Genomic DNA, 23,492 nt, shown 5'->3' on the forward strand with positions numbered 1-23,492 from the left:
GTCAGGCGGGCATTACGGTGGGACACGAAGGCCTCCGTACGGTGAAGATTCGACACCTCCACCACACACGGGGGCCTTCGCCATGATCAAGTCCGACCCCGCGTTAACAACGCTCGTGATCAATACAACTAGGGCCGGTCGGCCCCGGCAGGGGACCTGTGGCCTCTCCACCGCGGCGGCCCGTCACCGCGACGCTCGGACCATCAGACCCGCTTCGGAGGTGGAGAGTATGTCCCGCACGATCACCGTGGGCCTCGACGGTTCGCCCGAGAGCCGGGCCGCAGCGGAGTGGGCCGCGCGTGAGGCGAAGCTGCGCGGTCTGCCTCTGCGGCTCCTGCACGTGTGGGAGCCGGTGCCGGAACCCATGGCGCGGGCCCCGCTGCTCGGTGCCGAGACCCACCGGCACTGGAGCGAGAAGATCCCCCGCGAGACCGCCGAGGGCCTGCGGCTGCGGCACCCCGGCGTCGAGGTGACGGCCGGGCACCGGACCGGCCGGCCGAGCGAGGTACTGGGCGAAGTGGCGAGCACTACCGAACTGCTCGTCCTGGGCTCGCGCGGGCTGAGCGGGCTCGGCGGGTTCATGGTGGGTTCGGTCGGTCTCGCCGTCGTGGCGCGCGCCGCGTGTCCGGTCGTCCTGGTCCGCGCCGGTGAGCAGGCCGCGGACGAGCACGAGATGGACCCGGCCGGCATTCCGTCGGCCGCCACCCCGTACCGGCCCGTCCTGCTCGGTATCGACGCCGGCCACCCCGACGCGTCGGTGATCGAGTTCGCCTTCGACGAGGCCGCCCGGCGCGGGACCGGCCTGCATGTCGTACACGCGTGGAATCTGCCCCCGTACTACGTCTACGGAGCCGTCACCGACCTGGAACAGTACGACGCGGTCGTCCAATGGCAGGCCACCGAGCTCACCGAAGCGCTGCGGCCGTGGCGGGAGAAGTACCCGTCCGTCGAGGCCGTCGCGGTGTCCCGCTCGGGCAGCCCGGCGGAGCACCTGATCACCGCCTCCCGGGAGGCCTCCCTGGTCGTCGTGGGACGCCGGATCCGCCGCAGCCCGTTCGGGGTGCACATCGGCCCGGTCACGCACGCCGTGCTGCACCATGCCGCCGCGCCCGTCGCCGTCGTCGCGCACGTCTGACGCGACGAGGCGAGCCGTTCGGCACGGCGGACGGAAGCCGCCCCTGCCGGACGGCTCCTCCGGAGAGGATCCGGACGAGGGACCAGCCGGTGGTCGTCGGCCTGTTCGGCTCCGGGGTGAGCCTGCGGGCCGTGGATGGGCGGCCGACGAGGCCGCGCTGCGCGCGCTCGTGCCGCATGTGTGTACGCGTCGCTGTGGGAGTGCCGCGAACACGCCGTCTTCCCCGCAGGCCGGGAGCCGCCGTCGGGCCGTGCTGCGCGACGTCACGGCCGATGCCGCCCTCCTCGTGGTCGGCTCCCGGCGCCCCGGGGACGCTTCGGGCTCCGCACCGGCCGTGCCACGCGCGCCGTGCTGCACGACGCGGCCTGCCCCGTCGCGGTCGTCCCCGAGCGGGCATGACTCGCTTCCGTTGGTGGGGCCGATCGGCCCCCGGCCGACCCCGGACAGCCCATGCGACGACGCCCTCGTCCGTCGGATGCTCGAAGAGTCGAAAGGCTCGGAGGAGGCCACCATGACGCGCGATGTGCTCGACCGGCCCCCGGTCCACGCCCTCCTCGCGGACGGCACGACCGTGTGCCTACGCGCCGTGCGGAAGGAGGACCACCAGCGGTTGCGGGGCTTCTACGAGGCGATGTCCCCGGAGAACCTGCGGCTGCGGTTCTTCGCCGTGAGCCGGCTTTCCGCCGCCACGGCCGCCGACCGGGCCTGCGCCCCCGCACGGCCCGGCTACCGGGCCCTGCTCGCCGAGACACAGGGCCGGGTGATCGGTCTCGCCGAGTACGACACCGCCGACGAGCGGGACACGGCCGAGATCTCCGTCGCCGTCGCGGACGGCCTGCACCACCGCGGTGTGGGCACCCTGCTCGTCGAGCACCTGGTCTCCGCCGCCCGCGCCAACGGCATCACCACCTTCACCGCCGACGCCCTGGGCGAGAACCACCAGGTGCTCCGGCTCTTCGCCGACCTCGGTCTGCGCATCACCCGGCACTTCGACGGGCCCGAGGTGCGCTGCACCATCCGGCTCGACCTGGGCGACGCGTACCTGTCCGCCGTGGAACAGCGGGGACGCACCGCCGACGTGGCCAGCCTCCAGCCGCTCTTCCGGCCCGACGCGATCGCCGTCGTCGGCGCCGGGCGCCGGCCCGGTTCGGTCGGCCGGGCGATCCTCCACCAGCTGAAGTCAGGCGGCTTCACACGGCGCCTGTTCGCCGTGAACCCCGCCGCGACCGCGATCCTCGGGGTGCCCTCCCACCCGTCGGTCAGCGCCCTGCCCAGGACACCCGACCTCGCGGTCCTCGCCGTGCCCGCGGGCGCGGTGCCGGCCACCGCCGAAGAGTGCGGCAAGGCGGGCGTACGGGCCCTTCTCGTCGTCACCGCCGGTCTCGACGCCGGCCAGGCCCGGGACCTGATGGCGCACTGCCGGACGTACGGCATGCGGCTCGTCGGCCCCAACTGCCTCGGCGTCTGCCACACCGACCCGGAGCTGCGGATGGACGCGACCTTCGCGGCCGGCCACCCGCGGCCCGGCACAGCGGGAGTCGCCGTGCAGTCCGGCGGGGCCGGCATCGCGCTGCTGCACGGCCTCTCCCGCCTCGGCATCGGCGTGTCGTCCTTCGCCTCCCTCGGTGACAAGTACGACGTCAGCGGCAATGACATGCTCCAGTGGTGGGAGAGCGACGGCCGCACCGACCTCGCCCTGCTGCACCTGGAGTCGTTCGGCAACCCGCGCGCCTTCTCCCGTACGGCCCGGCGCGTCACCCGCCGCATGCCCGTCGTGACCGTCGACGCCGGCCGGACGGACGCGGGCCGGCGGGCCGCCGCCTCGCACACCGCGGCCGCCGCCACCCGGACCATGACCCGACAGGCCCTCTTCACCCAGGCGGGCATCACCGCGACCCGCTCGATCGGTGAACTTCTCGAAACCGCCGCCCTGTTGCACGCCCAGCCGCTCCCGGCCGGGAGGCGGGTCGCGATCGTCACGAACGGGGGCGGCGCCGGCGTGCCGGCCGCCGACGCCTGCGCCGAGGCAGGGCTCACCCTGCCGTCGCTCGACGCCGGGCCGGCCGACGACCTGCGAGACCTGCTCCCCGACGGCGCAGCCGTGGGCAACCCGGTGGACGCCACAGCCGCGGTGACGGAGGAGCAACTCGGCGCGTGTGTCGACCGGCTCATGGCGTACGGCGGCGTCGACGCGGTGCTCGTGGCCCTGGTGCCCACCGCGGTCGCCGCCGCGACCGGAGAGGACCTGGTGCGGCCCCTGACGGCCGCCCCCGGCCGTCGCCCCCGGCCCGTCGCCGTCGTCCGGATGGAGCAGGACGTCTCCGTGACCCTGTTGCCCGCGGCCGACGGCGGCACGATCCCCTCGTACGCCGAACCCCGTTCTGCGGCACGGGCGTTGGCCCATGCCGCGCGCCGTGCGGCCTGGCTCGCCCGGCCGGCCGGCACCGTCCCGGAACTGGAGGGCGTCGACACCCGACGGGCCCACGAGATCGCCGAGACCTACCTCGCGGCACAGCCGGAGAGCGGCCGGCTCGACCCTCGTACCTGCGCCGAACTCCTCGGCTGCTACGGCATCCCGCAGGTTCCGTGGGCCTGGGCCGAGAACGAGGACGACGCCGTACGCGCTGCCCGGCGCCTGCGCGGCGCGGACGGCCGGGTGGTGATGAAGGCGCACTGGCCGGGCCTGGCGCACCGGACCGAGAAGGGTGCCGTCCGCCTGGACCTCCGCGGAGATGCCCGAGTGCGGTCCGCCTTCCGGGACTTCGCGGCACGCTTCGGTGACGTGCTGACCGGCGTGGTCGTCCAGCCGCTCGCCCCGCGCGGCATCGAGCTGTTCGCGGGTGTCGTCCAGGACGAGGTGTTCGGACCGCTCGTCCTGTTCGGGCCGGGCGGCACAGCCGCGGAGATCCTGGCCGACCACGCCGCCCGGCTCGCGCCGCTCACCGACCACGACGTGCACGACCTGATCACGTCCACGCGCTGCGCACCGCTGCTGTTCGGCGCGCGCGGCGATGGGCCCGTCGACCTTCCGGGTCTGGAGCAACTGCTGCTGCGCCTGTCGCGGATGGCGAGCGATCTGCCGCAGCTCGCGGAGGCCGACCTCGACCCGGTCCTGGCGACGCCCGGTGCCGTCACCGTGCTCGACGCCCGGCTGAGGCTGCTGCCGCGCCGGGCCCACGACCCCTACCTGCGCCGGCTCCGCTGAGTCGGTCGCCGGCCGAGCCGGCCGAGGAGGAGAGATCATGAAACACGACAGGGTCGGCTCCGTGATGACCATGGACGTGGTGCGAGCCGTGTACGACACCCCGTCCGACGAGGTGGCCCGGCTGCGGGCCGCCCACGGGATCGGCGGACTGCCCGTGGTGGACGAGGACGACCGGGTCATCGGCGTCGTCTCCGAAACCGACCTCGTGGCCCATCAGGCCGAGACCCCGGGCCCGCACCGGACGCGTGGCCGCCTCAGGCTCACCGCACTGTCACCCGCCGCCCGCGGGCGCACCGCGAAGGTGGCGGCCCGCACGGCCGGTCAGCTGATGAGCGCGCCGCCCGTCACCGCGCACGCCGAGGACACCATCGTCGCGGCCGCGCGCACCATGGCCCGGCGGGGCGTGAAGAGGCTGCCGGTGCTCGACGAGGAGGACCGGCTGGTCGGCATCGTCACCCGGCGCGACCTGCTCAGGGTCTTCCTGCGGCCCGACGCGGACATCCGTGCCGAGGTGATCGACGAGGTGCTGGTGCGTGCGCTGCGGCTGATGCCGCGCGGCATCGACGTCTCCGCCGCGGAGGGCGTGGTCACGCTCACCGGACGGCCGGAACGCAGGAGCGATGCGGAGATCGCCGTCGCCATGACCCGGCAGACCGACGGCGTCGTCGCGGTCGTCGACGAGCTCACCTGGCGCGTGGACGACACGCGTCTGCGGTCGGACGAGCAGGTACTGCGCGGCGTGACCGACGACCGGCTGCGCACACTGTGAGAGGAGGCGGACCGCCATGCCGACGAACGTGCTCGTCGCCTACGGGACGACGAACGGATCGACCGCGGAGATCGCCGAGGCCATCGCCGAGGTCCTGCGCAAGGAGGGGGCGACGGCCGAGGCCCTCCCGGCCGGCGCCGTGCCGAACGTGGCGGCCTACGACGCCGTCGTGGTCGGTGGCGGCCTGTACGCCGGCCACTGGCACAAGGACGCCCGCCGCTTCGTCCGGCGCCACGCCAAGACCCTGGCCGAGCGCCCGCTGTGGTTCTTCAGCAGCGGCCCGCTCGACCCCTCGGCCTCGGAGCGGGACATCCCGCCCGTGCCCGGGGTGAAGAAGGCCATGGCCCGGCTCGACGCCCTTGAGCACGTCACCTTCGGCGGCTGCCTCCGAGAGGGCGCGAAGGGCTGGGTCGCCCGGATGATCCTCCGCAACGGAAAGGGCGGGGACTTCCGCGACTTCGAGCGGATCGAGGCATGGGCGGCGAAGATCGGCCATGAGCTGACCCCCGTGTGACGCGATCAGAGCGCCGCCCCGTCGAGGATGTCCCCGGCGGGCGGGCCGGCCACGCCCACCGGCATGCCGGGAAGCACCTCGAAGACCCCCGCCATGCCGGTGTGCCGGAGGACGCGCCGGAGAGAGGCGCTGCCGGTGACCAGACGCAGCCGGCCGTGCCGTGCCCGAACGCGGTTCCGCACCAGGCACAGAACCCCCAGCCCCGCGCAGTCGATGAACGACACCGGACGCAGATCCAGCACCAGGTCGGGACAGGGACCGGCGGTCAGCATGTCGAGTCGGTCCCTCAGGGCCGGTGCCGCGAGCAGGTCGAGCTCGCCGTGCAGGGTCACGACGCGTGTCGTGTGCTTCGGTGGCGGCGGCGTGGACCTGCCGGGGATGTCGGACATGGTCCGAGCAAAGCCCGGCAGCCAGGGCGTGCGGTAGGGCCATCCGGCCCTTGCCGACCGGGGCCGGAAGGACCTGAGCGGTACACATCCCGGCCGGACCGTCCCACAAGACCCCGACCGGCCGGTGGACGGGGCCGACCGGCCCAAGCGCGTCGCACCGATCCGCGCCAAGCTGGAAGTGCGGCGCAAACCGGGCACATCGCCCGTGCCGGGAAGGTGGTCAACCATGAAGGCCTACGTCTTCCACGGCCCTGGACAGTCCGCTTGGGAGGACGTCCCGGACCCCGGGATCAAGGAGGCGACGGACGCCATCGTGCGGGTCGACGCCGTCACCATCTGCGGAACGGACCTGCACATCCTCAAGGGCGACGTCCCCGAGGTGCGCCCGGGCACGGTGCTGGGGCACGAGGCGGTCGGCGAGATCGTCGACGTCGGTGGTGACGTACGCACGGTGCGGCCGGGCGACCGGGTGCTGGTCTCCTGCATCACCGCCTGCGGCCGCTGCCGCTACTGCCGTGACGGCGTGTACGGCCAGTGCCGGGGCGGCGGAGGCTGGATCCTGGGCCACCTGATCGACGGCACCCAGGCCGAGTACGTCCGCGTGCCGTACGCGGACCTCTCGGTGCACCGGCTGCCCAGCGCCCTGGACAGCAAGGACGCCGTGCTGCTGGCCGACATCTTCCCGACCTCCTACGAGGTCGGCGTGCTCAACGGGCACGTACGCCCCGGAGACACCGTCGCCGTCGTCGGCGCGGGGCCCATCGGGCTCGCGGCCGTCGCCACGGCCCGGCTTTTCGCTCCGGAGCGCATCGTCGCGGTGGACCTCGCCGCCCCGCGACTGGAAGCGGCCAGGCGACTCGGCGCCGACGCGGTGGCGGACGCCCGGGAGGCCCCCGAACAGCTGATCGCGGACCTCACCGACGGACTGGGCGCGGATGTGGTCATCGAGGCGGTCGGCGTCCCGGAGACCTTCGAACTCTGCACGCGCATGGTGCGGCCCGGCGGGCACGTCGCCAACGTCGGCGTGCACGGCAAGCCCGCGACCCTCCACCTGGAAGACCTGTGGATCAAGAACGTCACCATCACCACAGGGCTGGTGGACACCTACTCCACCCCGACCCTGCTCCGGATGGCGGCCGCAGGCCGCCTGCCCACCGGTCAACTGGTCACGCACACCTTCCCGCTGACCCACATGGAGGAGGCGTACGACGTCTTCGCCCGGGCCGCCGACACCGGTGCGCTCAAGGTCGTCCTGGGCGAGGAGCCGCACGAGGAAGTCGTCCCCTACCGGGCGGCCTGACGAAGGAGAGGGGTGACGAGTCATGACCGGACGGACCTCGTCGCATGCCGTGGAAGGACGCCCGCTGGGCGACCTCGGGCGGCGAATCACCCAGCGGCGTACCGAACTCGGCCTGAGCCGGCAGGAGACGGCCACACGGGCGGGCATGGCGCCGGCCTACCTCCAGTACCTGGAGGAGCGGCCGACCGCCGACCCGGGCGCGGGCACCCTCCTGCGGCTGGCAGGAGCCCTGAAGACCACGGTGTGGCACCTGACCGGTGGCGACACCGAGCTGCCGCCCGGACTCGGACGGGCCGCCCGCACACCCCGGTTCACGGAACTGACCGAGGCGGAGTGCCGCTCCCTGCTCTCGACGCACGGGGTGGGACGCCTCGCCCTGCCCACGGACTCCGGCCCGGTCGTCGTCCCGGTCAACTACAGCGTCGTCGAAGGCGGGATCGTCTTCCGCACCGAGCCCGGCACGACCCCGGCACAGGCGGACGGCCATCGGGTCGCCTTCGAGGCCGACCGCATCGACGAGGCGTTCAGTGAGGGCTGGAGCGTGCTGGTGCGGGGCCCCGCGAAGACGGTCACCGATCCGGACGAGGTCGCCCGTCTCGAGGAGCAGGCCTACAGCACACCCTGGGCGGGAGGCCGGCGTGAACTGTGGCTGCGTATCGAGCCCGTCGCCGTCACCGGGCGTCGGATCACGGTCGTCTGAACGCGCAGGAACCGGGTGATCGCGGAGCCGCGACGCCTGGAGCAGATCAACGAGTCCTTCGACGAGGTCCTCGACGGACGGGCCGAGTCACGCATCGTCTCCGGGTTCCCAGGCTCGCGCCGCGCTGCGGGGAGGCGCCCCGCAGCCGTGGCGGCGCACAATGGAAGCACACCCGTGAGGGGTGAAGCACGATGACTCGGACACGTCGTAGGAACGACGCCGGAGTGCGGCTGTGGCGGTGGCGCAGCAATCCGCTCCGCCGCCGCAGCGACCGCCTGGAGGCCTGGACCGTGCTCGTCGCCTGGGTCCTCGCCGCGCTGGGCGGGGTGATCGCGGGCCTGCTGGCGGCCGGAGCGGCGGACCGTACGCTCGCCGAGCAGCGAGCGGAGGCGCGGGTCGCGCGGGCCGTGCTGACCGAGCGGGCGCCGAGCGCCCCGCAGGTGACGACGGAGGGCTCCGGCGGCGACACGGTGTGGGCCATGGTGCGCTGGACCGCCGAGGACGGCTCGCGGCACACCGGACGGACCGAGGTCGAGCCCTCCGCCGCGGCCGGAACCCGGGTGACGGTCTGGACCAACCGCTCCGGCGAACTGGTCGAAGCGCCCCTCAGCCCCACGGAGTCGATGTTCCAGGCGGCCGGTACGGGTGTCCTGGCCGGTGCCGGCACCGCAGCGACGGTATGGGTGTGCGGACGGCTCGTGCGCATGCGACTGGACCGGCGGCGGCTGGCCGAATGGGACGCGGAGTGGGCGCGGGTCGGCCCGCAGTGGAGGAAGCGGATGACCGGCTGACCGGGGGCCGGCCGGCCGGTCTCCGCGGTTGCCGTTACGGCCTAGGTGTGCTGTCCCGGGACGGATGCCCCGGCCAGGTGGCACTCGACGCCCACCACCCCCTCGACCGCGCGGACCAGACGGGCCGCGACGGGCACGAGGGAGGTGTCACGGATACGGCCGGTGAGGATGACGACTCCGTCCCGCACCTCCACCCGGATGGGCACGACGGGCGCGGGAAAGAGGAGGTCGACGACCTCGCGGCGGACCACCTCGGCGAGTTCCTCGTCGGGTCGCAGGAACACCTTGAGCAGATCCGCCCGGCTGACGATGCCCTTGAGGACACCGTCCTCGTCGACGACCGGCAGCCGCTTCACCTTGCGCCGGGCCATGAGGCGCGCGGCCTGCGCGAGCGTGGCGTCGGCGTGCACGGTGACGGCCGGGGAGCTCATCAGCTGCTCCGCCGTCATCCCACCCGCCTTGGCCAGGTCCGACAGCCGGAGCGGTCGGGCGAGGTCCGGTTCGCCGTCGCGGAACTCCTCCTTGATCAGCAGGTCGGCCTCGGACACCAGCCCGATCACCCGGCCCTCGCTCTCCAGCACCGGCACCGCGCTGACCTTCCACTGCTCCATGACCTTGACGATGTCCTTGAACGCGGCGCCGCGGGCGACGGCCACCACGGTGTGTGTCATGACGTCGCTGACGATCTGTGGACTGCCTTGCATCGTCGTACTCCTCCCGTGGTCGGGCCCCGGCGGCGGGGCGTCGCTCAGACGCGGCTCCCGCTGCCGTAGGGGGCGTACAGGTCGAGCAACCGGACACGCGACGCGTGCAGCCGGTGGGCGACCACCCGGCCGACCCAGTCAGCGATCGCACGGCCGAACTCGGGGTCCCGGACGCACATCGCCCGTACCGCCTCCGCGTCGAACTCGTAGGCGCGCACCGGGCTCACCGCCTCCGCGCCCAGATGCCACACGTGCGGCGGGATGTGCCACGACCAGCCGACCAGCTCGCCGTGCCCCAGGGACTCCACGACAGCGGGCCGCCGGCCCGGGACCCGGAGGTCGAGCGCGACCGTCCCGGTCCGCACGATCCAGAACCGGTCGGCGCGCCGCCCTTCCTCGAACAAGCGGGTGCCCGCGTCGAAGGACACCTCGCGGGCCATGCGCATCAGTTGCTCGCGATGCCCGGCTGTGAGACCCGTGGACAGGTTGGTGGTGGAGGTCATCGTCCGGCTCCCTTCAACTCCCACCCGGCCGGGCGGCGAGTCCGTGGCGCAGGCCCGCAACCCGGGCTGCTGACTTCAGCCTGTGCCCGGCTCCTGTGGCGCACCACGGGCCGAACGGCCCCTGCGGGGGACCGACCGCCCCTCGCGTCCGGCCGCGGCGGGTGCGACGGTGAGAGTGGATCTGCACCATGCCGGGTACGAGGCGATGGGAACGATGACGATGGAACGTCCCCTGGTCGTGGGTGTCGACGGATCGAACGGCAGTCTGCCGGCGGTCGACTGGGCGGTGGACGAGGCGGCCCGGCTCGGGCTTCCCCTGCGGCTGATTCACGGATCCCTCTGGGAGCGGTACGAGGGCCTCACCCCGTCGGTCGGTCTGGGCCGCCCCGCCGGGCAGGTGGCGGCCGACCACGTCGTCGCCTCCGCGGCGGAGCGCGCCGGGCGGCGCAACCCCGATGTGAAGGTGTCCACCGGCGTCCTCCGCGCCGATGCGACGGACGCCCTGCTGCACGAGGGCGAGAACGCCACCGCCCTGATCACCGGCTCGCGGGGCCGCGGTGAGCTGAAGGGACTGCTGCTCGGCTCCGTCGGTCTGGCCGTCGCGGCGCGCGCCCACTGCCCGGTCATCGTGGTACGCGGCGACCGGGCCGGCCTGGCCGGCACCCACCAGCGGATCCTGCTCGGCGCCGGCGACCCGGCCACCGGCGAAGAAGCGGCACGCTTCGCCTTCCACGAGGCCGAGGCCCGCGGAGGTGTCCTGGACGTGGTCCGGTCCTGGCGCCGCCCCGCGCACGAGTCCGCCGAAGCGTCCGAACGGGACCACGAGGAGCGGGCCCGCGCCGAGCTCGACGACCTGCTCCGCGACGCCGTGGCCGATCACCCCGGCGTCCGGGTGCACCGCGCCACGGTCGAGGGCCCGGCCCGCAAGGTGCTGGTGCACCGCTCGGCCGCGGCCGACCTGGTCATCGTGGGAGCACGGCGCCGGCAGGGCCACTTCGGGCTCCAACTCGGCACCGTGGCCCACACGCTGCTGCACCACGCCGCATGCCCCGTGGCCGTCGTGCCGCGGCGCGTGAACGCGGAGACGATCCCGTGACGGCCCCGGCCCCGGGCGCTCTTCCACGGTGCGAGCCCTCAAGGGCGCCGCAGGCACCCCTCGGGCAGGGCGGCTCCGGTGCGGCACAGATGCTCGATGGCCGCGGCGAGGGAATGGCAGTCGAAGAGAGCCGAGTGCTCCTGCCCGGACGCCGGCCGGGGGAGGCCGAGCACCTGCCACAGGCGACCGACGTTGACCGTCGCCGTCTTTGGCGCGAGGGAGTTCAGCCACGGGCGGATGTTGAGGAAATGGGCGGGGAGGAAGCCGTTCTCGACCTGTTCACCGCGGGCGCGCGCCCAGCCCAGGTTCTCCCCGAGAACGACCATGTCGTTCCCGTACGACAGCACGGACCGCCCCCGGCAGAAACCGAGGAAGTCGCCCAGCGCCGCGGCCGGCTCGACCCCCTCGCGGTCCACCCGTTCCTGGCCGATGCCGGTGAGCCCGGTGAAGTACGCGGACAGCCGCGGATTGGTCACGGGCCGCACCAGTGCCTCGAACTCCTCGGCGACGGAGAAGTCCTCGCGCAGGCGCAGCGCCCCGATCTGCACGATCTCGCGAAGCTGCCCCGGCGCCCCCCAGTCCTGTTCGAGCGCCCCCTGCCAGGACGTGAACTCGAGATCGAACACGACGAACGTACGCAAGGCGTCTCCCTGTGGCACCGGCTGCCGCCAGGCTACTCCGCGTGACAGCCCGGCGTGCCCGTCATGCACCGGGAACAGCTTCTCCTCGCGCGTCCAGGACCAGCACCGCGACGTGCAGGGACGTGCGCTGCAGCCCTGATTCCAGGTCGCAGCCGAGGAGTCGCTCGATGGTGTGGAGGCGCTGGTAGTACGCCTGACGGGACATGCCCGCCAGCTTCGCCGCGACCGACTTGTTCCCGGCGGCCGTCAGATAGGCGCGCAGCGCGGGCAGCAGGTCGCCGCCGTTGCGGTCGTCGTGCTCGATGAGACGGGTCAGCTGCCGTTCCGCATACCGCTGGAGGCGGGTTTCCTCCCGCAGGACGCCCAGGAGTTCCGGCAACCCGACATCGGCGGGCACGTAGAACCACCGCTGCGGAGACGCCGGCGTGATGGCCTCGGCCGTCTGCTCGGCCTCCTGCCACGACCGGGCGATCCCGGAGAGGTCGGTCACCCCCGGGCCGACGGCGACGACGGCTTCCGCTCCGAGTTCCTCGCGGGCGAGACGGCCGATCCGCTCGGCGACCGGCTGCCAGGCGCTGGCCTGCGCCAGTGCGAGGAGCACGCCGATCCGGCCCGGGGCCGTCTCGCCGACCAGAGCGCGGATGCCGGTCTGCGTCAGCGCTTTCGCGACCCGTTCGTCGAGGTGCTCCTCGGCGCCGGTGTAGGTGTGGCGGATGACCACGGCGAAGAGGCGGTGCCCGAAGGCCGGCAGCCCGAGGGCCTCGGCGCGGGCGCGGGCGTCCGCGGGGGAGCGGAACCGGCGTTCGTACAGGTCCCGCAGCACGGAGCGGTGGGCCCGGCGCTCCCACCAGGCCGGCCCGGCCAGACGCGCCATGGTCAGTGCGACCGCCGCGCGCTCCAGGACCAGGACGTGTTCCGGGTCGGGCTCCGCGTGCAGCCGGCCCTCCAGCAGGACCAGCCGCCCCCACGGCCCGTTGTGGTCCTGCACGGGCGCGATCAGCCACCCCTCCGGACCGCTCGGCGCGATCTTCTCCAGAGTCGGCGCGGCCCGGGAACGCCGGGACCAGGCCGACACCACCGGCTCGTACGGCCTGCCGAGCAGGTCGCACATCAGGACCCGGTGGGTGAGGTCCTCCAGCACCACGGGTGCTCCGGTGAGCTCCGCGGTGGTGTGCACCAGCTCCTCGGGACCCGCGCCCCGCAGCGTCAGGGCGGTGAAGATGTCCTGGATGTCCCTCCCGCGCCGCAGCAGCGCCCCTTGGGTGTCGAGGATGAGCGCGTGCACCGTCTGCGTGACGTCGATGAACCGGACACCGCGGGCCAGCTCGACCAACGGCACCCCACGGGCACGGCAGGCGGCCACCAGCTCCTCGGGCACCTTCCGGTAACGGTGACCGAGCTCCACGACCAGGCCGGCCGCGCCGACATCGGCGAGCTGGTCGACGTAACCCCGCAGCTCGGAGGCGTCCTGCGGATACGGCATGCCGGTCGTCAGCACCAGCTCGCCGCCCTCGAGGAAGTCGGCGGGGTTGAGCAGCTCGGTGACATGTACCCAGCGCACCGCACGGTGCAGCTGTGACTCTCCGGCCAGAACGCGCGGCATCCCCTCGGTGAGCACAGGCAGGCGCAAAACCTCCGCGATGGTGAGGAAGTGCCCGCTTACCGGGCGTCTGGGTGGCATAGAGGGTGCTTTCTTCCGAGGGACGCGGGGCCACCCTCGCACCGGCCCATCGCGGTGACAAGAGGGGGGATCGCACTTTCCAAAGGCTGGACGCTCGCCGTGACAGACCGTCTCAAGAAGGCCGTGAGGTGGAACAGAGTGTGGGTTGACCTGCGTGTTCGCCCGGGTCGAAAGTGAACGCCATCCCCAGCGGGACACGGACCGGAAGAGTCCGCACGGCGTCCGCTCGGTGCTGGGGGCACTACTGCCACCCATGCCCCCCCCGGGGAAAGGAGCGACCTCATGCGCCGCATCCCGAAGCGCGTCGCCGTCATCGGCACCGGCAGCATGGGCAGCCAGGCCATGTGGCGGCTGGCTGCCCGCGGAGCCGAGGTCATCGGCTACGACCGGTACGCGCCGGGTCACGACCGCGGCGCGGCCGGGGGCGAGACCCGCATCTTCCGCGCCGTGCACCTCGGTGACCCCGGGTACATTCCGCTGCTGCGGCTCGCCGACCGGATGTGGGACGGGCTCCAGCGCGAGACCGGCTTCCCGCTGCGCCGTCGCAGCGGCTGCCTGGTGATGGGCGAGACCGAGTCCGCGTCCATGCGCCTGCTCCGCTCCGCCAGCACCACCCACCGGCTGGACCACGACGTACTGGACCGGGAGGAACTCGCCCGTCGCTACCCGCAGCACCGCCTCCCGGACGGGCACACGGCCGTACTCGACCGGATGGGCTCCATCATCAGGCCCGAGGCGTCGATCCAGGCCGCCGCCACCCGCGCCGAGCAACTGGGCGCCCGGCTGCACCGCTACACACCGGTGCGCGAGATCGCCCCGGCGGCAGGCGGCGGGGTGCACATCGTCACCGACCACGGCACGGACCACGTGGACACCGCGGTGGTGACCGTCGGCCCGTGGGTCAACACCCTGCTCCCGGACCTTCCGCGGACGGTCGACATCCGCAGGCTGATCAGCTCCTGGCACATCCCCACCCGCCACGACTGGTTCGCGGGCGGAGCACCCGCCTTCGTCCGCAGCACCCCCCACGACTGCTACGGACTCCCGTCACCCGACGGCATCTCCGTCAAGCTGGGCCTCTCCTACGCCCGCTACCTGCCCGTACCCGACCCCGAGCGGCTCGACCGCACGGTCCGCCCGGAGGAACTCGCCACCTTCCGCGAGCTCATCGCGGAGCTGATGCCCGACCTGAACCCCGACCCCATCCGGCTGTCGGTCTACATGGAGGGCTACACCGCCTCCGGCAACCCGCTCGTCGGTCATCTCCCCGGCGAGGACGACATCGTCGTCATGGCCGGCTTCTCCGGCAGCGGCTTCAAACTCTCGCCCGCCATGGGCGAGATCGCCGCCGACCTGGCGCTCGACGGCACGACGGACCACCCCGTCGACTTCCTCGCACCGGCTGGCGCCGGCGCCGTCTGAACACGAACCGAAACCGGTTTCCGTTCCCCCGAACCCCTTCCTCGAGAACACATGTGGAGCCCTCCATGAGCGACCCCTCGTTCCGGCCGAAGTACGTCTCGTTCGATTGCTACGGCACGCTGATCGAATACCCGATCACTCCCATCACCCGTGAACTGGTGGGCGATCAGATCCCCGCCGAGCAGTGGGACCAGTTCGTACGGGAGTTCCGCGGCTACCGCTACGACCAGGTCCGCGGCGAGTACTACGCCTACGAGCAGGTGCTGCAGGACTCCTTCGAGCGGGTCTGCCGCAAGTGGGGTCTGAAGGCGGACCCGGACGCGGGCAGGCGGTTCGCCGACGGCGTGCGCAGCTGGGGCCCGCACGCGGACGTGCCGGAGCCGCTGAAGACGATGGGCGAGAACTACGAGCTGGTGATCCTGTCCAACGCGGACGACTCCTTCCTCGCGGAGAGCGTGCCCCGGCTCGGGGCGGACTTCCACGCGGTCTACACCGCGGAGCAGGCCGGCTACTACAAGCCCCGGTACGCCGCCTTCGAGTACATGCTCGACCGGCTCGACGCGTCCCCCGAGGACTTCGTGCACGTCTCCTCGCACACCCGCTACGACCTGATGCCGATGCACGACATGGGCTTCCGCAACCTGGTCTACCTGAACCGCGGCTACGACCCCGTGACCCCCGGCTACGACTACGTGACGGTGAAGTCCCTGGACGAGGTCAACCGCATGCTCGGCATCTGAACTCCCCATCCCTCCGTACGGGACCCGTACGTCCCCGAGTCACGGGTCCCGTACCCCCAGCGAAATCCAGGAGGCTCTGTCATGGAAGACAACCGGATAGGACGCAGAACCGTACTCCGCACCGCGGGTGCGCTGGCCGCTGCCACCGCAGTGACCGGATGCGGCACTCTCATGGGTTCCGGCGGAAGCCGCAGCTCATCGGGTGGCGGCGGCGAGAAGAAGATCGTCGTCAGTAACAGCGGCGGCGCCTACAACGAGGCTCTCACCAAGGCGGTCTACGAGCCGTTCGCCAAGGAGACCGGCATCACGGTCACCACGGTCAACTACCAGTCCGCGCAGGTCATCGCGCAGGTCAGGCAGGGCCGGCCGCAGGTCGACCTGATGGACAACACCCTGCTGATCTTCCAGAAGATGGCCCGCCTGGACTGTCTGGAGCCGGTGGACCACGACCGGCTGAAGAGCGTCAAGGGTGCCGGAATCGCGGAGCACAACCTGCCGGAGCACGCGGTCGGCAAGAACGTCTGGGCGAGCCTGATGGCCTACCGCACGGACAGTCTGAAGCGTGCGCCGAAGGGCTGGGCCGACTTCTGGAACACCCACTCCTTCGCCGGTCAGCGCTCGTTGCAGAGCGCTGAAGCGGACTACCCGGAGCTGGAGTTCGCGCTGCTGGCCGACGGGGTGCCGCTGGACAAGCTGTACCCGCTCGACCTGGACCGGGCGTTCGCCTCGATGTCGCGGATCCGCGGCGAGGTGAAGAAGTTCTGGAACACCGGCGCCCTTCCGGCGGTGCTGCTGGGCCGTAAGGAGGTCGTCATGACCAGCCTGTGGAGCGGCCGCGCGGACGAGCTGATCAAGCAGGGCCAGCCGGTCGCCTACCAGTGGAACGGCGCCCGCAGGCTCACCAACGGCTGGGGCATCCCGAAGGGCGCGGGCAACACGGACGCGGCCTACCAGCTGATCGACTTCTCCCTGCGTCCCGAGGTGCAGGCGGCGTTCGCCAAGCTCTTCCCGCAGGGCCCGGTCGTCCCGGCGGCGACCAAACTGCTCTCGGACGATGTCCTGGCCACGCTGCCGACCTCGCCGCAGAATCTGAAGACCGGGTTCGACACCGATGTGGCCTGGTGGGACAAGAACCTGGAAGCGGTCAGCGAGCGCTGGCGGGAGTGGGCCGATGCCTGAGCGGACCCAACTTCTCGCCTCGGCCCTGGCCCCCGGGTCCCACTCGCTGACCGGTAAGTCGTTGTCCGTCACGGGCCTGCGGAAGTCCTACAGCGGGACGACGGTGGTCGACGGCGTGGACATGGAGATCGCGGCGGGCGAGTTCGTCACCTTCCTCGGCTCCTCCGGTTCCGGGAAGACCACCACACTGATGATGCTCGCCGGGTTCACCGAACCCGACTCCGGAAGCATCGCCGTCGACGGCCGCGACATCACCAGACTCAACCCCGGAAAGCGCGACTTCGGTTTCGTCTTCCAGCAGTACCTGCTCTTCCCGCACATGACGGTCGCGGAGAACGTCGCCTTCCCCCTCCAACTGCGCGCAGTACCCAAGGCGGAGATCCGCCGCCGCGTGGGCGAGACCCTGGAGGCGGCGGGCCTGTCGAAGTTCGCCGGCCGCAAGCCCCGCGAACTCTCCGGCGGGCAGCAGCAGCGCGTGGCCCTGTGCCGGGTGCTCGTCTACCGCCCGCCGATCGTGCTGATGGACGAACCGCTGGGCGCGCTGGACAAGAAGCTGCGCGACCAGATGCAGACCGAGATCAAGTCCATCCAGCGTGAACTCGGCCTGACCGTCGTCTACGTCACGCACGACCAGGAGGAGGCCCTGGTCCTGTCGGACCGGATCGCCATCATGAAGGACGGCCGCATCGAGCAGTTCGACACCCCCCGCGGCCTGTTCGAGCGCCCCCGCACCCCGTTCGTGGCCGACTTCCTCGGCGCCGCCAACTTCCTCACCGGCAAGGTCGAGGACGGTGGGGGAGACGACTGCACCCGGGTGCGCCTCGACACCGGCGGCGTGCTCACCGCCCGCGCCCACCCCTGCGTGCCCGGACAGAGCGTGCGCGCCGCGGTGCGGCCGGGCAGGCTCCGCCTGGTCGGCGCCGAGGAGAGCTGCTGTACCGGCACGGTCGAGACGGCCGTCTACGTCGGCTCGCTGACCCGGATCACGGTCCGTCCGGACGGTGCCGCTCCGGGGACGCCGCCGCTGCGGATCGAGACCGCCGGCGTCCCGCCGCGCACGGGCGAGCGGGTCTGTGTCACCGCCGACCGGGACGACGTCAGCGTCTTCGACGCCGCGGACGGGGGGTGAGCCGTGGCCGGCACCGTTGTCGCACCCACCAAGGTGCGTGTGAAGACGTCCGCGAAGCGCGGACACCGCTCCCGCATCGCCCTGGTCAACGCCGTCCCCGTCACGGTGTTCCTGCTGGTGTTGTTCGTCTACCCGATCATCGGGGTGCTCTCGCTCAGCCTGGAGGGCGACGGCGGCGGCTTCACCCTCCACTGGTACACCGACGCCCTCAGCGGCGTGAACCTCTCGGTACTGGTCTCCACCCTGCGGATCTCCGCCGAGACCGCGCTGCTGAGTCTGCTGGTGGGTTTCGTCCTGGCACACGCCATCGCCCGGATGCGGCCCGTCTTCGCCGCCCTGGCCATGCTGATCGTCGTCGTACCGCACTTCATCAGCGCCCTGGTCCGCACCTACGGCTGGATCATCATGCTCGGTGAACACGGCCTCATCAACACCCTGCTGACCTCCGTACACGCCCCCGGCGCACCGTATTCGCTGCTGTACAACGAGACCGGCGTGGTCATCGGCACCACCTCCGTCATGCTCCCCTACACCGTCCTGGTCCTCCAGGGCGTGATGCGGGGCGTCGACGGCCGGCTCCTCGCCGCGGCGGCAGGCTTCGGCGCGACACGATTGACGATCTTCCGCCGTATCTACCTGCCGCTCGTGGCGCCCGGAATCGGCACGGCAGGACTGCTCAGCTTCATCCTCTGCCTGGGCTACTACATCACCCCCGCCCTGATGGGCGGCGACAAGCAGACCGTCGTCGCGGCGCTCATCGACCAGCAGGTGATGAAGCAGGACCAGTGGAACTCCGCCGCCGCCTTCGGCGTCATCCTGCTCCTGCTCACCTTCGCCGGCCTCGGCGTGCTCGGCCTGGCCAAGCTCCGCCGCACCAAGGCGCACGCACGAAGGAGCAGCTCATGATGGAACTGCCCCCCACCCGGGCCGGACACATCGGCCGCGGCCTGAGCGCCACCGCCATCCTGCTCTTCCTGGCGCTGCCGATCGTCATCATCCTGGTCACGTCCTTCGGCGCGGACGGCATCGGCACCTTCCCGCCCGAGCAGTACAGCACCCGCTGGTACGAGCAGATGGCCGCACCCGGCGGCAACTGGGCCACCTCCATCGCCCTGTCCAGCCTGGTCGCCGCCCTGACGACGGTGTTCTCCCTGATCCTGGGCGTCACCGCCGCCACCGCCCTGGCCCGAGGCCGTCTCCCCCTGCACGCGGCGGTCTACGGACTGGTCCTGGCCCCGATGCTCATCCCCCAGGTGGTCATCGCCCTCGGCCTGTTCCTCTTCTTCGAACCGGCCGGCATGCTCGGCAGCCCCCTCGCCATCGCCCTCGGGCACACGGTGCTCTCCGCACCGATCGCGATCCTCATCCTGATCTCCACCCTGCGCGGTATCGACGAACGGCTCGAGGACGCCGCGGCCAGCATGGGCGCCAGCCGGACGACCATCGCCCGGCGCATCACCTTCCCCCTGGCCACCCCCGGCCTGATCGCGGCAGCGGTGTTCTCGTTCATCACCAGTTTCGACGAGTTCTTCATCGCCCAGTTCCTGTCCACCCCCGACACCCGCACCCTGCCGGTCCTGGTCTTCAACGCCCTGCAGTTCGACGTCGACCCGACCGTCACCGCGGTCAGCGCCGTGCTCATCGCCCTGGCCATCCTGGCCCTCGCCCTGGTCGCCCTCGTCCGCAAACTCGGCGGCCACCGGGGCGGCCAGAACGTCCTCCCCGTCGAACCCCTCACCTGAGCCGGCCTCTGGTGGCGCCCGGCCGCGCCCTCCCCGAACACTTTCCCCGCAGGAGACCCGCAATGAAGACGATCCCGTACTGGGTGGAAACCGCCGGGGCCTTCCCCGACCGGTCCGGCAAGCCACTGACCGAGGACACCGACCTGGTGGTCATCGGCGCCGGCCTGACCGGTCTGTCCACCGCCCTCCACTCCGCCCGCAAGGGCGCCCGTGTCACCCTGGTCGAGAAGAGCCAGATCGGCTCCGGCGCCTCCGCGCGCAACGGCGGTATGGCGAACCTGGGCTTCACGATCGGCGTACGCCAGGCCATCCGCCGGTACGGACTCGAACGGGCCCGCGAGATCTACAACTCCTACGGCGAGGCCGTGGACACCGTCGAGCGGCTCGTGGACGAGGAGTCCATCGACTGCCAGTTCCGTCGCGTCGGACGCCTGGGCGTCGCGTCCCGCCCCGCGCACTTCGAGAGCAAGAAGGCCCAACAGCGCGACCTGGCCACGTACTTCGGACACGAGACCACACTGATCGGCAAGTCCGAGCTGCGTTCCGAGATCGGATCCGACGCCTACCACGGCGGCCTGCTCGACCCGTTCAGCGCCGCACTGCACGTCGGCCGCTTCGTGCGCGGCATGGCCGAGGCGTGCGAGCGCGCCGGTGTCGAGATCCACGAGCGCAACGCGGCCATCGGCGTACGGCGTACCGCCACCGGCCGGTTCGAGGTCAGCACCGAGCGCGGTGTGATCCGCGCCGGGCAGGTCATGATGGCCACCGACGCCTACACCGACAAGAACTTCCCGTGGCTGCGCCGCCGGCAGGTCTGCCTGGGCAGCTTCATCATCGTGACCGAGCCGCTCGGCGAGGAGCTCGCCCGGGACATCATCCCGAAGGCCCGCCTCATCGTCGACTCCAACCAGGTCTGCCACTACTTCCGGCTCACCCCGGACAACCGGCTGCTGTTCGGCGGCCGCGCCCGCTTCGCACCGTCCGACCCCACCTCGGACAAGAAGAGCGGAGCGGTCCTGTTCCGGGAGATGTGCGAGATCTTCCCCCAACTCGCCCGGACGAAGGTCGAGTACGTGTGGGGCGGTTCCGTCGGCTTCGCGATGGACCGCATCGTGCACGCCGGGCAGACCGATGACGGCGTCTACTACTCCCTGGGATACGCGGGCCACGGCGTGCAGATGGCCACGCACATGGGGCAGGTCATGGCCGAGGTGATGGACGGCCACCCCGAGGTGAGCCCGGTGCGCGACCTCGCCCCGCCCCGCATCCCCCTTTACAACGGCACCGCCTGGTTCCTGCCCTTCGCGGGCGCCTACTACAAGACGCTGGACCGTATCCGCTGACCGGTCGGCAGCACCTCTACGCATACAAGGAGAAACCCACGATGACTGTCGTCCGTGATGTTCCCAAGCAGCTGTTCATCGGTGGTGGCTGGCAGGACGCGGAGGCCGGCCGGACCCTGTCCGTGGACAATCCGGCCACCGGCGAGGAGCTGTGCCGGGTCGCCGACGCCTCCCCGGCCGACGGCCGGCGTGCCGTCGAGGCGGCGGTCGCCGCGCAGGCCGCGTGGGCCGCCACCGCGCCCCGGGTGCGCAGCGAGATCCTGCGCCGCGCCTACGACATCATCATCGCGCGCACCGAGGACCTCGCGCTGCTGATGACCCTGGAGATGGGCAAGCCCCTGGCCGAGGCGCGGGCCGAAGTCGCCTACGCGGCGGAGTTCTTCCGCTGGTTCTCCGAGGAAGCGGTGCGCATCGAGGGCGGCATGACCACCGCCCCGGACGGCAGGAACCGCCTGCTGGTCACCCGCCAGCCGGTCGGCCCCTGCCTGCTGATCACTCCCTGGAACTTCCCTCTGGCGATGGGCACCCGCAAGATCGGCCCTGCCCTCGCCGCCGGCTGCACCATCGTCCTCAAACCCGCCCCCCAGACCCCCCTGGCCAGCCTCGCCCTGGCGGAGATCCTCAGCGAAGCGGGTCTGCCGGCCGGTGTGCTGAACATCGTCACCACCACCGACGCCCCCGGCGTCGTCGAGCCGCTGCTGCGGGGCGGGCAGATCCGCAAACTCTCCTTCACCGGCTCCACCCAGGTGGGCCGCATCCTGCTGGCCCAGTGCGCCGACACCGTCATCCGCACCTCCATGGAACTGGGCGGCAACGCCCCCCTCATCGTCTTCGACGACGCCGACCTCGACGTCGCGATCGAAGGCACCATGGTCGCCAAGATGCGCAACATGGGCGAGTCCTGCTGCGCGGCCAACCGCATCTTCGTCCACACCTCCGTCGCCGAGGAGTTCACCACCCGCCTCGCCGCCCGCATGGCAGCGCTGAAGGTCGGGCCCGGCACCGAACCCGGCACCGACGTGGGCCCGCTCATCGACGTCGCCGGCCGCAGCAAGGCCCACGACCTGGTGCGGGACGCCGTCAAGCGCGGCGCCACCGTCCTGACCGGCGGTGAACTCCCCGAGGGGCCGGGCTGCTTCTACCCGCCCACCGTCCTCACCGGCATCGCCCCCGAGTCGGCGATCACCGACACGGAGATCTTCGGCCCGGTCGCCGCGATCCGTACCTTCGACACCGAGGACGAGGCCGTCGCCGCCGCCAACGACACCGAATTCGGCCTGGCCGCCTACCTGTTCACGCAGAACCTCGACCGCGCCCTGCGCGTCGCCGAACGCCTCGAAAGCGGCATGATCGGCCTCAACACCGGACTGGTCTCCAACCCCGCCGCCCCCTTCGGCGGCGTCAAGCAGTCCGGCCTGGGCCGCGAAGGCGGACGCGTCGGCATCGACGAGTTCCTGGAGTACAAGTACATAGCCGTCCCCGTCGGAGCCTGACATGCCCGAGCGACTCGTCGTCCTGTACCGGGGCAACCGGCCACCGGCCACCGGACTCATCGAACGCCTCGCGGACACCGTCTACGCCACCGAGGAGGAACTGCCCTACCTCCTCCCCGGTGCCGACGCCCTCCTGGCCTGGGTGACCATCACCCCGGCCATCCGCGAGGCCTGGCCCGACAACCCGGAGAAGGCACCCCGCTGGGTTCACGCGTCCTCCGCGGGCGTGGACTCCTTCCTGTTCCCCGCCCTGGTGGACGATCCGGGCGTCGTCCTGACCAACGCCCGCGGCGTCTACGACCAGCCGACCGCCGAGTACGTCCTCGGCCTGATCCTCGCCCTCGCCAAGGACTTCCCCGGCACCTGGGAGCACCAGCAGCGCCGCGAGTGGCGCCCGCGCCCCAGCGACGGCATCACCGGACGCACCGTCCTGGTCTGGGGGACAGGGCCGATCGGCCGGGCCATCGCCCGGATGCTGCGCGCCGTCGGGATGCGGGTCTGCGGCGCGGGCCGCAAGGCCCGCACGAACGACCCCGCTTTCGGCACGGTCCACGGTGCGACGACCCTGTCCGCCGCCCTGGCGGAGGCGGACTACGTCGTCCTCGCCGCACCCCTCACCCAGGAGACCCGGGGCATGGTCGACGCCCCCGTGCTCGCCGCCATGAAGCCCGGGGCGCGACTGATCAACGTCGGCCGGGGCGGACTCGTCGACGAGGAGGCCCTGGTCGGCCACCTCGCCGCCGGACGGCTCGCCGGTGCCGCCCTGGACGTGTTCGCCCAGGAGCCGCTGCCTGCCGAATCGCCCCTGTGGGACATGCCCGGCGTGATGATCTCCCCGCACACGGCGGGCGAGACCACCAGCGAGCGGGAGGCGCTCGTCGAGGTGTTCCTCGACAACCTCACCCGGCACATCGAGGGCCGGCCGCTGCGCAACGTCGTGGACAAGCGGCGCGGATACGTGATCGACAAGACGTACCCCGCCTGAAAGGCGAGGAGCAGGCGCCCCGGCCGGTAGC

At 72.0% G+C, this 23,492-nt stretch carries 22 protein-coding genes; 17 read left to right on the plus strand and 5 right to left on the minus strand.

What is annotated here, in order from left to right:
• Positions 1–229 precede the first annotated feature (229 nt).
• From G3I77_RS33020 to G3I77_RS33035, 4 genes are all read left to right on the plus strand, one after another.
• On the plus strand, positions 230–1,135 hold the full coding sequence (locus G3I77_RS33020; protein ID WP_248509607.1) for a universal stress protein: 906 nt from the start codon (positions 230–232) through the stop codon (positions 1,133–1,135).
• A gap of 511 nt (positions 1,136–1,646) precedes the next feature.
• Positions 1,647–4,340 (plus strand): bifunctional GNAT family N-acetyltransferase/acetate--CoA ligase family protein, encoded by a 2,694-nt coding sequence (locus tag G3I77_RS33025; RefSeq protein WP_248509609.1) that lies wholly within the window; start codon positions 1,647–1,649, stop codon positions 4,338–4,340.
• 37 nt (positions 4,341–4,377) lie between these two features.
• Positions 4,378–5,109 (plus strand): CBS domain-containing protein, encoded by a 732-nt coding sequence (locus G3I77_RS33030; RefSeq protein ID WP_248509611.1) that lies wholly within the window; start codon positions 4,378–4,380, stop codon positions 5,107–5,109.
• A gap of 16 nt (positions 5,110–5,125) precedes the next feature.
• Positions 5,126–5,623 carry a flavodoxin domain-containing protein gene (locus G3I77_RS33035; RefSeq protein ID WP_248509613.1) on the plus strand — a complete coding sequence of 166 codons (498 nt, stop codon included), beginning with the start codon at positions 5,126–5,128 and terminating at the stop codon, positions 5,621–5,623.
• Between the two features lie 5 nt (positions 5,624–5,628).
• Here G3I77_RS33035 and G3I77_RS33040 read toward each other — a convergent pair whose 3' ends face one another.
• A complete protein-coding gene (locus G3I77_RS33040; RefSeq protein ID WP_248509615.1) occupies positions 5,629–6,012 on the minus strand; it encodes an STAS domain-containing protein in 384 nt (127 codons plus the stop codon).
• Between the two features lie 226 nt (positions 6,013–6,238).
• Between G3I77_RS33040 and G3I77_RS33045 the strand changes: the two genes are divergently transcribed.
• From G3I77_RS33045 to G3I77_RS33055, 3 genes are all read left to right on the plus strand, one after another.
• On the plus strand, positions 6,239–7,312 hold the full coding sequence (locus G3I77_RS33045) for a zinc-dependent alcohol dehydrogenase family protein (RefSeq protein WP_248509617.1): 1,074 nt from the start codon (positions 6,239–6,241) through the stop codon (positions 7,310–7,312).
• Positions 7,313–7,334: 22 nt separating this feature from the next.
• On the plus strand, positions 7,335–8,012 hold the full coding sequence (locus tag G3I77_RS33050) for a pyridoxamine 5'-phosphate oxidase family protein (protein WP_248509619.1): 678 nt from the start codon (positions 7,335–7,337) through the stop codon (positions 8,010–8,012).
• Between the two features lie 191 nt (positions 8,013–8,203).
• A complete protein-coding gene (locus G3I77_RS33055; protein ID WP_248509622.1) occupies positions 8,204–8,803 on the plus strand; it encodes a hypothetical protein in 600 nt (199 codons plus the stop codon).
• 41 nt (positions 8,804–8,844) lie between these two features.
• On the opposite strand, the gene G3I77_RS33060 is transcribed toward G3I77_RS33055, so the two are convergent.
• A complete protein-coding gene (locus G3I77_RS33060; protein ID WP_248509623.1) occupies positions 8,845–9,507 on the minus strand; it encodes a CBS domain-containing protein in 663 nt (220 codons plus the stop codon).
• 44 nt (positions 9,508–9,551) lie between these two features.
• Positions 9,552–10,010, minus strand: a complete 459-nt coding sequence (locus G3I77_RS33065; protein WP_248509624.1) for a cyclic nucleotide-binding domain-containing protein — start codon at positions 10,008–10,010, stop codon at positions 9,552–9,554.
• 220 nt (positions 10,011–10,230) lie between these two features.
• On the opposite strand from G3I77_RS33065, the gene G3I77_RS33070 reads away from it, so the two are divergent.
• A complete protein-coding gene (locus tag G3I77_RS33070; protein WP_248509926.1) occupies positions 10,231–11,106 on the plus strand; it encodes a universal stress protein in 876 nt (291 codons plus the stop codon).
• A 38-nt stretch (positions 11,107–11,144) separates the two neighbouring features.
• On the opposite strand, the gene G3I77_RS33075 is transcribed toward G3I77_RS33070, so the two are convergent.
• Together G3I77_RS33075 and G3I77_RS33080 are read right to left on the minus strand one after the other, a co-directional pair.
• Positions 11,145–11,747, minus strand: a complete 603-nt coding sequence (locus tag G3I77_RS33075) for a 3'-5' exonuclease (RefSeq protein ID WP_248509625.1) — start codon at positions 11,745–11,747, stop codon at positions 11,145–11,147.
• A gap of 61 nt (positions 11,748–11,808) precedes the next feature.
• Entirely contained in the window at positions 11,809–13,428 is a 1,620-nt protein-coding gene (locus G3I77_RS33080; RefSeq protein ID WP_282574256.1) for a PucR family transcriptional regulator ligand-binding domain-containing protein, read from the minus strand.
• Between the two features lie 282 nt (positions 13,429–13,710).
• On the opposite strand from G3I77_RS33080, the gene solA reads away from it, so the two are divergent.
• The 9 genes from solA (at position 13,711) to G3I77_RS33125 (ending at position 23,461) form a co-directional block, all read left to right on the plus strand.
• A complete protein-coding gene (solA, locus tag G3I77_RS33085; protein ID WP_248509630.1) occupies positions 13,711–14,850 on the plus strand; it encodes an N-methyl-L-tryptophan oxidase in 1,140 nt (379 codons plus the stop codon).
• Positions 14,851–14,915: 65 nt separating this feature from the next.
• On the plus strand, positions 14,916–15,590 hold the full coding sequence (locus G3I77_RS33090) for a haloacid dehalogenase type II (protein ID WP_248509638.1): 675 nt from the start codon (positions 14,916–14,918) through the stop codon (positions 15,588–15,590).
• 81 nt (positions 15,591–15,671) lie between these two features.
• Positions 15,672–16,769, plus strand: coding sequence for an ABC transporter substrate-binding protein (locus tag G3I77_RS33095; RefSeq protein WP_248509640.1), 1,098 nt, complete (start codon positions 15,672–15,674; stop codon positions 16,767–16,769).
• Positions 16,762–17,898: an ABC transporter ATP-binding protein gene (locus G3I77_RS33100; protein ID WP_248509641.1), complete on the plus strand. Its 1,137-nt coding sequence runs from the start codon at positions 16,762–16,764 to the stop codon at positions 17,896–17,898. Before G3I77_RS33095 ends, G3I77_RS33100 begins: the two co-directional genes overlap by 8 nt.
• 3 nt (positions 17,899–17,901) lie before the next feature.
• Positions 17,902–18,804, plus strand: coding sequence for an ABC transporter permease (locus G3I77_RS33105; protein ID WP_248509642.1), 903 nt, complete (start codon positions 17,902–17,904; stop codon positions 18,802–18,804).
• Positions 18,801–19,640, plus strand: a complete 840-nt coding sequence (locus G3I77_RS33110) for an ABC transporter permease (protein WP_248509643.1) — start codon at positions 18,801–18,803, stop codon at positions 19,638–19,640. Before G3I77_RS33105 ends, G3I77_RS33110 begins: the two co-directional genes overlap by 4 nt.
• A gap of 62 nt (positions 19,641–19,702) precedes the next feature.
• Entirely contained in the window at positions 19,703–20,983 is a 1,281-nt protein-coding gene (locus G3I77_RS33115) for an FAD-binding oxidoreductase (RefSeq protein WP_248509648.1), read from the plus strand.
• A gap of 41 nt (positions 20,984–21,024) precedes the next feature.
• On the plus strand, positions 21,025–22,476 hold the full coding sequence (locus G3I77_RS33120) for an NAD-dependent succinate-semialdehyde dehydrogenase (protein WP_248509649.1): 1,452 nt from the start codon (positions 21,025–21,027) through the stop codon (positions 22,474–22,476).
• 1 nt (position 22,477) lies between these two features.
• Positions 22,478–23,461 carry a D-2-hydroxyacid dehydrogenase gene (locus G3I77_RS33125; RefSeq protein ID WP_248509650.1) on the plus strand — a complete coding sequence of 328 codons (984 nt, stop codon included), beginning with the start codon at positions 22,478–22,480 and terminating at the stop codon, positions 23,459–23,461.
• The last annotated feature ends 31 nt before the right edge of the window (positions 23,462–23,492 follow it).

Origin of the sequence: Streptomyces sp. D2-8, assembly GCF_023184515.1 — a bacterium.
Taxonomy (GTDB): Bacteria; Actinomycetota; Actinomycetes; order Streptomycetales; family Streptomycetaceae; genus Streptomyces.